At 63.7% G+C, this 12,800-nt stretch carries 11 protein-coding genes; 1 reads left to right on the top strand and 10 read right to left on the bottom strand.

Going from position 1 to position 12,800, the window contains the following annotated elements; genetic code table 11:
- Nucleotides 1-125 precede the first annotated feature (125 nt).
- The 6 genes from AC5ZG5_RS41725 to rbfA form a co-directional block, all read right to left on the bottom strand.
- Nucleotides 126-731 carry a glutathione S-transferase family protein gene (locus AC5ZG5_RS41725; RefSeq protein WP_456644218.1) on the bottom strand — a complete coding sequence of 202 codons (606 nt, stop codon included), beginning with the start codon at nt 729-731 and terminating at the stop codon, nt 126-128.
- A gap of 276 nt (nt 732-1,007) precedes the next feature.
- Nucleotides 1,008-1,742 (bottom strand): superoxide dismutase, encoded by a 735-nt coding sequence (locus AC5ZG5_RS41720; RefSeq protein WP_456644219.1) that lies wholly within the window; start codon nt 1,740-1,742, stop codon nt 1,008-1,010.
- Between the two features lie 196 nt (nt 1,743-1,938).
- Nucleotides 1,939-4,095: a polyribonucleotide nucleotidyltransferase gene (pnp, locus tag AC5ZG5_RS41715; RefSeq protein ID WP_456644220.1), complete on the bottom strand. Its 2,157-nt coding sequence runs from the start codon at nt 4,093-4,095 to the stop codon at nt 1,939-1,941.
- 380 nt (nt 4,096-4,475) lie between these two features.
- Nucleotides 4,476-4,745 (bottom strand): 30S ribosomal protein S15, encoded by a 270-nt coding sequence (gene rpsO, locus AC5ZG5_RS41710; RefSeq protein ID WP_028168438.1) that lies wholly within the window; start codon nt 4,743-4,745, stop codon nt 4,476-4,478.
- 2 nt (nt 4,746-4,747) lie between these two features.
- Nucleotides 4,748-5,857 (bottom strand): tRNA pseudouridine(55) synthase TruB, encoded by a 1,110-nt coding sequence (gene truB / locus AC5ZG5_RS41705; protein ID WP_456644221.1) that lies wholly within the window; start codon nt 5,855-5,857, stop codon nt 4,748-4,750.
- A 1-nt stretch (nt 5,858) separates the two neighbouring features.
- Complete coding sequence (rbfA, locus tag AC5ZG5_RS41700; RefSeq protein ID WP_456644222.1) at nt 5,859-6,221, bottom strand: 30S ribosome-binding factor RbfA; 363 nt, start codon at nt 6,219-6,221, stop codon at nt 5,859-5,861.
- Between rbfA and AC5ZG5_RS41695 the strand changes: the two genes are divergently transcribed.
- Nucleotides 6,144-6,317: a hypothetical protein gene (locus AC5ZG5_RS41695; protein ID WP_456644316.1), complete on the top strand. Its 174-nt coding sequence runs from the start codon at nt 6,144-6,146 to the stop codon at nt 6,315-6,317. The two genes, rbfA and AC5ZG5_RS41695, sit on opposite strands and share 78 nt — an antisense overlap.
- Nucleotides 6,318-6,455: 138 nt before the next feature.
- Here AC5ZG5_RS41695 and infB read toward each other — a convergent pair whose 3' ends face one another.
- The 4 genes from infB to rimP all read right to left on the bottom strand — a co-directional run bounded on the left by infB (nt 6,456) and on the right by rimP (nt 12,437).
- Nucleotides 6,456-9,197: a translation initiation factor IF-2 gene (infB, locus tag AC5ZG5_RS41690; protein ID WP_456644223.1), complete on the bottom strand. Its 2,742-nt coding sequence runs from the start codon at nt 9,195-9,197 to the stop codon at nt 6,456-6,458.
- A gap of 160 nt (nt 9,198-9,357) precedes the next feature.
- Complete coding sequence (locus tag AC5ZG5_RS41685; RefSeq protein WP_028168434.1) at nt 9,358-10,044, bottom strand: RNA-binding protein; 687 nt, start codon at nt 10,042-10,044, stop codon at nt 9,358-9,360.
- Between the two features lie 15 nt (nt 10,045-10,059).
- The gene (nusA, locus tag AC5ZG5_RS41680) at nt 10,060-11,670 is read right to left on the bottom strand and encodes a transcription termination factor NusA (protein WP_456644224.1); all 1,611 of its coding nucleotides are present in this window, start codon (nt 11,668-11,670) and stop codon (nt 10,060-10,062) included.
- A 2-nt stretch (nt 11,671-11,672) separates the two neighbouring features.
- Entirely contained in the window at nt 11,673-12,437 is a 765-nt protein-coding gene (gene rimP / locus AC5ZG5_RS41675) for a ribosome maturation factor RimP (protein WP_456644225.1), read from the bottom strand.
- Between the last annotated feature and the right edge of the window lie 363 nt (nt 12,438-12,800).

Here is a 12,800-nt window from a genome sequence, read left to right as displayed (position 1 = left end):
GCGAGCGGATGACGCAAAAAGGGATTGACTGAGCAAGGCCCGTTACAGAAGGGTGGGCAAAGCGAAGCGTGCCCACCTTCTCTTGCACCGATCGTGAATGGTGGGCACGCTGCGCTTTGCCCACCCTACAAGAGCTTACCCGCGGCAATCTTCTCCGCGCGCTGGAATGCCGGACGCGCGGTGCAACGATCGATATAGGCCGCGAAGGACGGCCGCGACGGCACCATCTTGAACAGCCGCACCGCATAGTTCAGGCCAGAGCCGACCACGATATCGGCGGCGGAAAAATCCTCGCCGAGAATCCACGGTCCCTTCTGCAGCTCGGTGTCGAGCACGTCGAACACCTGTGTCGCGGTGCCCCATGCGGCGGTGCTGGCGGGCACCTCGAGCTTGGTGAAGATCTGGATCAGCGCCGGCTCGATGCAGCTCGGCGCGAAGAACAGGTACTGCAGATATCGCCCGCGCTTCGGATCGTTCAGCGCCGGCGCGAGCTTCTTCTCCGGATAACGATCCGCAATATAGGCGCAGATCGCAGCAGCTTCGCCGAGCGCGACGTCGCCGTCCTTCAAGGCCGGCACCTTGCCCATCGGATTGACCTTCAGGAACTCCGGCGCCTTCTGCGCGCCGGTCGAGATGTCGGTCAGCACGCGCTCATACGGCAGTCCGGTTTCTTCCATCAGCCACAGGCAGGTGAACGAGCGCGAACGAGGCGACCAATAGAGCTGGATCATGGGGCTGAACCTTTCACGGGCGAAGACGCGTTCATCGCTCCGAACGCTTGCATTGGCAACGGCCAATTCTAGAGCGTTTTCGAGCGAAGTGGGCGCCGGTTCGCGTGAAGAAAATGCGTCAAAACAAGAGTCCAGAGCTTCGGTTCTGGTTCAATCAGAACCGAAGCTCTGGGGCGCCGTGAAGGGAAGCTTGCTCATGAAGTTGGGCGGTGCAGCGAAGCGGCCGGAGACGATATCGCGCCCCCGCCCGCGTGAGACTGCTCTGTCGCGCGTGGACTACACGCCGAGCGTGCCTACCTTTGCGGCCGCGTAGCGGTCGCCGATCGCCTTCCAGTTCACCGTGTTCCACCAGGCCTGCAGATAGTCAGGGCGGCGATTCTGGTAATGCAGATAGTAAGCGTGCTCCCAGACGTCGTTGCCGAACAGTGTGCGCTTGCCGTCCATCAGCGGGCTGTCCTGGTTCGGCCGGGTCTCGAGTGCGAGCTTGCCGTCCTTGGTCACGGTGACGAACACCCAGCCCGAACCGAACACGCGTCCGCCGGCCGCGTTGAAGTCGGTCCGTAGTTTCTCCATTCCGCCGAGATCGCGGTCGATCGCGGCGAGCACCTCGCCTTCCGGCTTGCCGCCATTCGGTCCCATGATCTGCCAGAACATGGTGTGGTTGGCGTGGCCGCCGAGATTGTTGCGGACGCCGGTGCGGACCGCCTCGGGCACGTTGTTCAGATTGGCGAGCACATCCGCGACGGGCTTTTCGGCGATCTGCGGATGATCTTTGGCGATCGCGTTGACGTTGTTCACATAGGCCTGGTGATGCTTGTCATGATGGATCTGCATCGTCAGCGCATCGATATGCGGTTCCAGCGCATTGGCGGGATAGGGCAGCGGATCCACCTTGAACGGACCGGCAGGCGGCTGGGCCGAGCCTTGCGCGAACGCCATTCGCGGCGAAGTGGCTGCAGCAACGAGACCGGTTGCGGCCATCATCAGGCGGCGGCGGGACAGGAATGACATCGTGACCTCCGGGCTTAAGGAAAGCATGGTGTCTTATTGTAGGCGCAGGACGTGAAGCGGTTCCGACAAAGGTGATCACGAAATCGCGGCCAAACCGCACATGGCCATCAGCCACGGTTGATTTGCAAAGCCCCACATAAACTTAGGGCGGCCGTCAAGGCCGCCCTTTTTTAGCAATTCCATTGTGTAGAAGCGTTCACTCGCCTGCCGCCTCGCGCGTCGCTGGCGCGTCGGTCTTCTGCTTGGCCTCCAGATCCTCGCCGGTCTCCTGGTCGACCGCCTTCATCGACAACCGCGTCTTGCCGCGGTCGTCGAAGCCGAGCAGCTTGACCTTGACCTTGTCGCCTTCCTTGACGACGTCGGAGGTCTTCTGCACGCGGTTGGCCGCGAGCTGGCTGATATGGACGAGGCCGTCCTTGGCGCCGAAGAAGTTCACGAAGGCGCCGAACTCCATCACCTTGACTACGGTGCCCTCGTAGATCTGGCCGATCTCCGGCTCGGAGGTGATCGACTTGATCCACTTGATCGCAGCCTTCATCGCCTCGCCGTCGTTGGAGGCGACCTTCACGGTGCCGTCGTCCTCGATGTTGATCTTGGCGCCGGTCTTCTCGACGATCTCGCGGATCACCTTGCCGCCGGTGCCGATCACTTCGCGGATCTTGTCCGTCGGGATCTTGAAGGTCTCGATGCGCGGTGCGTATTCGCCGAGCTCGGCGCGCGCCGCGGTCAGTGCCTTGGACATCTCGCCGAGGATGTGAATGCGTCCTTCCTTGGCCTGGCCAAGCGCGACGCGCATGATCTCCTCGGTGATGCCCTCGATCTTGATATCCATCTGCAGCGAGGTGATGCCCTGGTCGGTGCCGGCGACCTTGAAATCCATGTCGCCGAGATGATCCTCGTCGCCGAGGATGTCCGAGAGCACCGCGAAGCGCTGATCTTCGAGGATCAGGCCCATCGCGATACCGGCGGTCGGCCGCTTCAGCGGCACGCCGGCATCCATCAGTGCCAGCGAGGCGCCGCAGACCGAGGCCATCGACGACGAGCCGTTGGACTCTGTGACTTCAGACACCACGCGCACCGTGTAGGGGAATTCATGGTGCGGCGGCAGCACGGGATGGATCGCGCGCCAGGCGAGCTTGCCGTGGCCGATCTCGCGACGTTTGGTGCCGCCGAGGCGGCCGGTCTCGCCGACCGAGTAGGGTGGGAAGTTGTAGTGCAGCAGGAACGTCTCCTTGTACGTTCCGGACAGCGCGTCGATGTACTGCTCATCCTCGCCGGTGCCGAGCGTGGTCACGACCATCGCCTGGGTCTCGCCGCGGGTGAACAGCGCCGAACCGTGGGCGCGCGGCAGCACGCCGACTTCGGCGACGATATTGCGCACGGTTTTGACATCGCGGCCGTCGATGCGCTTGCCGGTGTCGAGGATGTTCCAGCGGACGATCTTCGCTTCGAGCTCCTTGAACACGTCGGCGACGCGGAGCTTGTCGTATTTCGGCTCCTGACCTTCCGGGAAGAAGTGCGCCATCACCTTTTCCTTGGCGGCGCCGACCGCGGCATAGCGCTCCTGCTTGATCGGTATAGCGTAAGCGGTGCGCAGCTCCCGCTCGATCAGGCCGAGCATGTCCTTCTCGATCGCCGAATTGTCGATCGGGGTGATCTCGCGCGGCTCCTTCGCGGCCTTCTCGGCGAGCTCGATGATCGCGTTGATGACCGGCTGGAAGTGGCGGTGGCCGAACATCACGGCGCCGAGCATGACGTCTTCGTTCAGCTCCTTGGCTTCCGATTCCACCATCAGCACGGCGTCCGCGGTACCGGCGACGACGAGATCGAGCTGGGTCTCGTTCATCTCGTCCAGCGTCGGGTTCAGCACATATTCGTCGTTGGCGAAGCCGACGCGGGCCGCGCCAATCGGGCCCTTGAACGGCACACCGGACAGCGTCAGCGCCGCGGAAGCGGCAACCATCGCCAGAATGTCCGGATCGTTCTCCATGTCATGCGACAGGGTGGTGATGATCACCTGCGTCTCGTTGCGCCAGCCGTCGACGAACAGCGGGCGGATCGGGCGGTCGATCAGGCGGGAGACCAGCGTCTCCTTCTCAGTCGGCCGGCCCTCGCGCTTGAAGTAGCCGCCGGGGATGCGGCCCGCGGCATAGGCCTTCTCCTGGTAGTCGACCGTCAGCGGCAGGAAGTCGACGCCTTCGCGGGGCGTCTTGGCGGCGACGACGGTGGCAAGCACCACGGTCTCGCCATAGGTCGCCATAACGGCGCCATCGGCCTGCCGGGCGATCTTTCCGGTTTCAAGCTTGAGCGGACGTCCGCCCCAGTCGATCTCCACGGAATGGGTCGTAAACATTTTGGTCTTCTTTCATGGTTTCACGAAAGAGCGGGCCCCCAAAACGCAAAAACCATGCGCAAGATGGCGAGACACTGATCGCAAGTCGTGATCAGTATCCGGCGATCCTGCCATGGTTCTCAAGTTCCGGATGGTGTCCATCCTTTCGTTCATACGGGCATCTTGCCCCGCCCGGCGGCCGGATTGCTGCTGGGCACTTTAGGTTTGAGCATGGTCTTTCCGGAAAACCGGGTCATGCTCGAGGCTTGAGCATGAGTGTGTGCGACATGCGGTCGTCACGTTCATGCTCTTGCGCATGATCGTCTCCGAACGGTTGAAACTCCGGTCTCTCGGAAGATCATGCGAAAACGCGCGCTAATCTTGCGCGCGTAGTCTTGAAATCAACGACGAATGTTATGCTTTTCTAGCAATGCCTTGTAACGCGCCTCGTCCTTTTTCTTGATGTAGTCGAGGAGAGAGCGTCGCGTCGACACGAGCTTCAATAGGCCGCGGCGTGAATGGTTGTCCTTCCCGTGGGTCTTGAAGTGCTCGGTAAGGTTGCTGATGCGTTCCGACAGGATCGCGACCTGAACCTCGGGCGAGCCGGTGTCGCCGGCTTTGAGGGCATTCGTCTTGATGACTTCCGCTTTACGTTCGGCGGTAATCGACATCGTCAAATACTTCCATGGTTGCGAGCCGAACTGGCAGTCAGTCCGGTCAGGTTGAACACGCGCTTGGGGATGATTTCGCCATTGCCAATCTCGGCAAGCGCGAGAAGCCGGCCTGCCACCGTGACATAGACTGTGCCGCTACTATTGGGCGCATCCCGTCCGCGCAACAAAACGGCTTGGCCCCGATGGAGCCTTGCCGCATCCGCCCGTGTGACGGCCAGTGCCGGGATGTCGTCCAGCGCGGTCTCAACGGGCAAAAGCGCGTCGGCGAGGCTGCCCTCGCCAGACGCGGCTCTATTGCACAAAGCCTCCAATTCTTCCAGCGGAATCATGTCGCTTTCGGTAAACGGACCGACAACGGTCCGCCTGAGCGCGCAGATATGGCCGAAACAGCCGAGAATCCGCCCCATGTCCCGGGCCAAAGCACGAACATAGGTTCCCTTGCCGCACTCGGCCTCGAACACGGACTGGCCGCTATCTCCGTGTTCCACCAGGGTTAATTCGTGGATCTCGACCGGCCGGGGCTGCAATTCGACCTTCTCGCCGTCCCGTGCCAAATCATAGGCCCGCTCGCCCTGGACCTTGATCGCGGAATATTGCGGGGGGACCTGCTCGATCACGCCGGTGAAGCACGGCAGCAATTCCTGGATTGATTCGGCCGAGGGGCGAAGTTCGCTGGTCTCGACCACGCGGCCCTCGATGTCGTCGGTGTCGCGTTCCTCGCCCCAGGCCACCGTGAAGCGATAGCGCTTGCGGCCCTCCATGACGAACGGAACCGTCTTGGTGGCTTCACCGAGCGCAATCGGCAGCCCACCCGAGGCGAGCGGATCGAGCGTGCCGGCGTGCCCGGCGCGCTTGGCCTGGAACAGGCGCTTCAGCACCGCGACGGCGTGCGTCGACGTCATGCCGATCGGCTTGTCGAGCACGACCCAGCCATGGACGTCGCGCTTGTCGCGCCGCGGCTGGTTGCCCTGCTGCTTCTGCTTCTGGCGCGGATCGTTGTTGACGCGACGCGTCTCGTTGCCGCGCGCAGGCGCCGAAATTTTTTCTTCATCCGCATGCGAATCGACGTCTTGCGATTCGATCACGGGGTTTGCGGTCGTCACGGTCATCTCACTCGTCGTCCGAATCGGGTGCAAGATCGCGTTGCACCGCAGGTGTTCTCAGTAATTTCTCGATACGTTCCGCTTCGTCGAATCGTTCGTCGACGCGGAAGCGGATGTCAGGTGCAAATTTCAGGTTAACGCGGTGCGCGATCTCGCCGCGGAGAAATTTCTTGTTGCGGTCGAGCGCAGTAATCACGGTCTCGGTGTCGCGTCCGCCGAGCGGCATTACATAAATGGTCGCGAGCTTCAGGTCCGGCGACATTCGCACCTCGGGAACGGTGATGATGTGGCCTTGAAGATCCGGATCGTGGACATCACCGTGCGAGAGAATCTCGGCAACCGCATGGCGCACGGTCTCGCCGACGCGCAATTGACGTTGCGAGCCGCCGGCGGCGGAACTCTTCTTCTGATGACGGGGCATTATCTAAAATCCCAAATTGTCGCCATCACCCGCGAAAGCGGGTGATCCAGTATTTTGTGCCTAGCACCAATTGCAATACTGGATGCCCCGGCCGGAGCCTGTCATCGGGCTCGCCGAAGGCGAGACCCGGTGGCGGGGCATGACGGTTCAGCTCGAAATTCCCGCGCTTCGTAAGACTTGGACTTACAGAGAGCGCTGGATCGTTTCGATACGGTAGCACTCGATCACGTCGCCGACACGCATGTCGCCGTAGTTCTCGAACGCCATGCCGCATTCCTGGCCGGCGACGACTTCCTTCACTTCGTCCTTGAAGCGCTTCAGCGTCGACAGCTTGCCTTCATGCACGACGACGTTGTCGCGGATCAGGCGGACATTGGCACCGCGTTCGACCGTTCCGTCGGTAACGCGGCAGCCGGCGACCTTGCCGACCTTGGAGATGTTGAACACCTCCAGGATCTGGGCGTTGCCGAGCATGGTCTCGCGCAGGGTCGGCGCGAGCAGGCCGGACATCGCCTTTTTGATGTCATCCACGAGATCGTAGATGATGTTGTAGTAGCGGATCTCGATGCCGTTGCGCTTGGCGGCGGCGGCCGCCTCCTTGTTGGCGCGTACCGAGAAGCCGATGATCGCGGCGTTGAAGCCTTCCGCCAGCGTGACGTCGGATTCCGAGATGCCGCCGACGCCGGCATGCAGGATGCGGGCGGCGACTTCCTCGGTGCCGAGCTTTTCCAGCGAGCCTAGGATCGCTTCCAGCGAGCCCTGCACGTCGGCCTTCACGATCAGCGGGAATTCCTTGCGGCCCGCGGTCTTGAGCTGTGACATCATCTGCTCGAGCGAGCCGCGCATGCCCGAGATCGAGGCGGCGGCGTTCTCGCGCTTCTGGTGCGCACGGTAGCTCGTGATCTGGCGGGCGCGGGCTTCGTTCTCCACCACCGCAAGCCGATCGCCGGCTTCCGGCGGACCGTTGAAGCCGAGCACCTCGACCGGCACGGACGGACCGGCTTCGTCGAGATTCTCGCCCTGGTCCGAGATCAGTGCACGGACGCGGCCCATCTCGGCGCCGGCGACGATGATGTCGCCGACCATGAGCGTGCCGCGTTGCACCAGCACGGTCGCCACCGGACCACGGCCGCGGTCGAGCTTGGCCTCGATCACGGTGCCTTCGGCCGGACGCTGCGAGTTGGTCTTGAGGTCGAGGATTTCGGCCTGCAGCGCGATCATTTCGAGCAGCCGGTCGAGGTTGGTCCCGTTCTTGGCGGAGACCTCGACATCGACGACTTCGCCGCCGAGCGATTCGACCTGCACCTCATGCTGCAGCAATTCCGTGCGCACGCGCTCGGGCCGCGCGTCCGGCTTGTCGATCTTGTTGATCGCGACGATGATCGGAACCCTGGCGGCCTTGGCGTGATTGATCGCTTCGACCGTCTGCGGCATCACGCCGTCATCGGCCGCGACCACCAGCACCACGATATCGGTGACCTTGGCGCCGCGCGCGCGCATCGCGGTGAACGCGGCGTGACCGGGCGTGTCGATGAAGGTGATCTTCGTGCCGCTTTCCGGCGAAGACACCTGATAGGCGCCGATATGCTGGGTGATGCCGCCGGCTTCGCCGGAGACCACGTTGGCGTGACGAAGCGCGTCGAGCAGCGAAGTCTTGCCGTGGTCGACATGGCCCATGACGGTGACGACCGGCGAACGCGGCTCGGTATCGGTGGAATCGTCGACGACGTCGAACAGGCCTTCCTCGACGTCGGACGCAGCCACGCGCTTGACCGTGTGACCCAGTTCTTCGGCGATCAGTTGCGCGGTGTCGGCATCGATCACGTCGGTGATCTTGTGCATCGCGCCCTGCTTCATCAGCATGCGGATGACGTCGACCGCGCGCTCGGACATGCGGTTGGCGAGTTCCTGGATGGTGATGACTTCCGGGATCGTGACTTCGCGGATCAGCTTTTCCTTCGGCTCGTTCGCGCTGATGCCCTTGAGGCGCTGGGTGCGGCGGCGGAAGGACGCGATCGAGCGTTCGCGCACGTCGTCGGCGTTGAGCGCGGTGACAACCGTCAGGCGGCCACGCTCCTTCTGCGGACCCGGCTTGTGGGTGGTCTTCGGGGCGGCCACGGGGCGCATGGCACCACCCGGGCCACGGCGAACCTGCCGCGGACCCTCGTCTTCATCGGGCTCTGCGGCGACGCCCGGCGCCTTCGCCGCTGGAGCCGACGCTGGTGTACGTGCCGGGGTCGCTGACGTGCGTCCAGGGGTCGCTGACGTGCGTCCCGGGGCCGCAGATGTGCGGCCCGGGGTCGATGGGGTACGGGCCGGAGCCGCCGGCGCAGGGGCTGCTGCGGCCGCTGGCTTGGCTGCCGCGGCGGGCTTCGCTTCGCCCTCGCCAAAGCGCCGCTTGGCCTCGATCTCGGCCTTGCGCTTGGCTTCCTCTTCCTGGCGATGACGTTCCTCTTCGGCCAGCCGGCGGGCTTCGGCGGCTTCGCGCTCGGCGCGCTCGGCGATTTCGCGGCTGGCGCGGCGCTTGGCTTCCTCTTCGGCCTGCTGGCGCTCTTCGACCTCACGCTGCCGGGCGTCGGCGAGTGCGCTGGCGCGGGCCGAGCGTTCGTCCTCGGTCAGGCTGCGCAGCACCACGCCCGATCCGCCGGCGTTGCGCTGCGATGGGGAAGACCCGCCGGAGCGGCCGGACGGTGGCCTGGCCGGCGTCGGCGCGGGCTTGGCCACGACAGGCTCGGGCGCATGCGGCTCGGTTCCGGGGCCGTCACCACCGACGCGGCGCTTGCCGCGCTTTTCGACCACAACCTGCTTGCTGCGGCCATGGCTGAAGCTCTGGCGCACGGTGCCCGTCTCGACGCGTGGCTTCAGCGTCAAGGTCTTGCTCGGGACACTCAAAGTCTTGTCGCCAGGGGTTTTGGTATCAACCATTCAGCAGTCCTAATCTCGTTAGCGTTGTGCCTTTTCGCACGCGTTATCGTCGCAGTTCCAAAAGACCGAAATGACTGTCCTCGGACCGTCATCCCGCTCCATCTTGTTGTTTGAACATGATCTTTTCGGAAAACCGGTTTCCCCTTTTCCCGATCATGCTCTAGCTAGAATTTCTGGCCGCATCGGCGGTCTTGTCGTCGTCGGCCATCCGGTATCGGACCAGAAGCTGGCAGCGCGACAGGAACGTCTTGCTCGCCGGGCCCGCGAGCAGGGCAGCATGTATCACATTTGACCGGCCCAGTGCCAAATCCAATTCTGCCGATGTCAGCGCGGTGACGACAGATATTTTCGGCGAATCTTCATCTTTTCGGCCCCTTTGCCGCAGGATCGCGTCCAATTTGCGGACGCCGTCGGGGGCCGCATCGGAAGCATGGATCAGACTTAGGGGTCTTTCCCGCTGCGACAACGCGTCCTCGACCTTGCCGAAGCCGGAAACGACCTGGCCGGCCTTGGCGGCCATCGCCAGCGCCTCGAGGCTGCTGCGAACCAGCAGCGCTTCGGTATCGTCGGGCAGAGTCGCCGCGACGCGGACGTCGCGCTTGAATCCCCGGCTAAACTGGTGACGCCGGACCGCTTCCGCAACCGTGCGGCGCGAGGCCGAAAGCCAGAGGCCACGCCCTGGCAGCTTGCGTTTCACATCGGCGATCACCTCGCCGGTGGGGGCGACGACGAAGCGGATCAGCTCGTCGATCGGGCGCACCTCGCGGCTGACCGCGCACATCCGCATGGTCGCGGACTTTTCGGTCCGCGGCCCATGATCCAGATCGGGGTCAGCCATTGCGAGCATGCGCGGGCCATCTCCTTACGCCGTCGGTTCTTCGGCGGCTTCCGCCTCGGCATTCTGCTTGGCGAGGTCGGCCTCGGTGATCCAGCCGGCCTTTACGCGGGCCTGCATGATCATCGCCTCGGCGTCCTCGCGGGAGATATCGATCCCGTCGAGGAACCCGGCATGCTTGGTCTGTTCGCCACCGTCCTTGCGCTCGGTCCAGCCGACCAGATCGTCGGTGGCGCAGCCGGCGAGATCCTCGACGGTCTTGACGTCGTTCTCGCCGAGCTTGACCAGCATCTTCGCGGTGATGCCGGGGACCGTCTTCATGGCATCCTCGACGCCGAGTTCCTTGCGCTTGGCTTCCAGCTCGGCCTCGAGCTGCTCCAGATATTCCCTGGCGCGGTTCTGCAGTTCCGTCGCGGTTTCCTCGTCGAAGCCTTCGATGCCGGCGAGTTCCTTCACATCCACCAGCGCCAGTTCCTCGACCGAGGTGAAGCCTTCCGACGCCAGGAGCTGGCCGACGACTTCGTCGACATTGAGCGCCTCCATGAAGACGCGGGTCGAATTCTCGAAGTCGGCCTGACGACGCTCGGACTCTTCCTGCTCGGTCAGGATGTCGATATCCCAGCCGGTGAGCTGCGAGGCGAGGCGGACGTTCTGGCCGCGGCGGCCGATCGCCAGCGAAAGCTGGTTGTTGGTGTCGGGCACCACGACCTCGATGCGCTCGCGGTCCTCGTCGATCACAACCTTGGCGACTTCGGCGGGCGCCAGCGCGTTGACGACGAAGGTCGCGATGTCGGGCGACCACGGGATGATGTCGATCTTCTCGCCCTGCAATTCGTTGACCACGGCCTGCACGCGCGAACCGCGCATACCGACGCAGGCGCCGACCGGATCGACCGACGAATCGCGCGAGATCACGCCGATCTTGGCGCGCGAGCCGGGATCGCGGGCCACTGCCTTGATCTCGACGATGCCGTCATAGATCTCGGGCACTTCCTGCGCGAACAGCTTCGCCATGAATTGCGGATGGGTGCGCGACAGGAAGATCTGCGGGCCCCTCGTCTCGCGGCGGACGTCGAAGATATAGGCGCGGACGCGGTCGCCGTTGCGGAACACTTCGCGCGGCAGCATCTCGTCGCGGCGGATGATGGCCTCGCCACGGCCGAGGTCGACGATCACGCTGCCATATTCGACGCGCTTGACGACGCCGTTGACGATGTCGCCGATGCGGTCCTTGAATTCCTGGTATTGCCGGTCGCGCTCGGCCTCGCGCACCTTCTGCACGATCACCTGCTTGGCCGACTGCGCAGCGATGCGGCCGTATTCGAGCGGCGGCAGCGTGTCGGCGATGGTGTCGCCGACACGGGCGCCGGGATTGGCGCGCTGGGCGTCGGCGAGCGAAATCTGGTTGGAGGCATTCTCGACCACGTCGACCACGAGCATGTGGCGCGACAGGCGGAGCTCGCCCTTCTTGGGGTCGATCTCCGCGTGGACGTCGGTCTCGCTGCCGTACCTGGCGCGCGCCGCTTTCGCGATGGCGTCCTCCATCGCGGCAATCACGATGCCGCGGTCGATCGATTTTTCGCGCGCGACGGCGTCGGCGATCTGCAGCAGTTCAAGTCGATTGGCGCTGACTGCCATGGCTAGTCTCCTTCGTCAGGCTCGGTCTCGCCCCGGCGCAGCCGTTCGGCGGCGAGGCGGTGTTGTTTGGTGTTCTTCGGGGCCGGCTTCTTGCCGGTCCCTTGTTTCGGCTTATGGCTCTTGCTCGGATCGCTTTTTTTCGCATGCGCGGGTTGTGGCGGGGCCAGCCCCAATTCGCGGCGCAGCTCGCGCTCTTGAGCCTTGCCGCGCCGCATCGATTCGGCGATCAGCTCGTCGGTCAGCACCAGCCTTGCTTCGGCGATGTCTTCCATCACCAGCAAGGTCTGTGCATCTTCGCCCTCGCGTGTGTCATCCCGATGTAGGCGCACCGCGTTGCCCTCGACACCATTCAGGATGCCGCGGAACCGCTTGCGGCCCTGATGCGCCACCGCCATCTCGATCTTGACGAGGTGGCCGGCATAGCGCTCGAAATCCGACCGCCGCACCAGGGGGCGGTCGATGCCCGGCGACGAGATCTCCAGCCGATAGGCCCGGTCGATGGGATCGGCGATGTCGAGCACCGGTGACAGCGCCCGCGAGATCGCCTCGCAATCCTCGATCTGCATCGAGCCGTCCGGCCGTTCCGCCATGATCTGGACGGTGCAGCCGGCATCGCCGGTGATCTTGATGCGCACCAGGCGGTAGCCCAGTCCCTGCAGGACCGGGGTGGCAACTGCCGACACGCGCGCCGCGGCGCCGGGCTCGACCACGAGCCGCGGCTCGGCGAGCAATTCGGCATTGACGGAACCAGCGGTTGGATCGGTCATATCGAGGGTCAAAGATACGTCTTGAGCTGTCGGTCTTATTGGTTAGCCGGCCCTAGACCGGTGTCCGATCATGATACGATCACGCTGATCGGCCCATGATCTTATCTCTCGTGTTTGAGCATGATCCTTGCGGACAACAGGCATCCGCTGTTCGGGTTCATGCTCTGGTTGCGCTACCCAAAGCGGACCAGGCTCAGCCGGGTTCGTTCGGGTAATAAAAAAGAGCGGGTCCGGAAGGGCCCACCCTCAATACGGATCGTATGAGAACTTTAAGTCGCTGCTGATATAGCGCTTTTCCGCCCGCCCGGCAAGGGCCAGAGGCCGTTGCTGAGCAAATTTGCGCTATCGGAAAGTTGGGTGCGA

The sequence above is a fragment of the Bradyrhizobium sp. Ses1 genome (genome assembly GCF_059512365.1).
The sequence above is the reverse complement of the archived record's forward strand: the minus strand, read 5'-3'. Positions and strand labels throughout refer to the sequence as shown.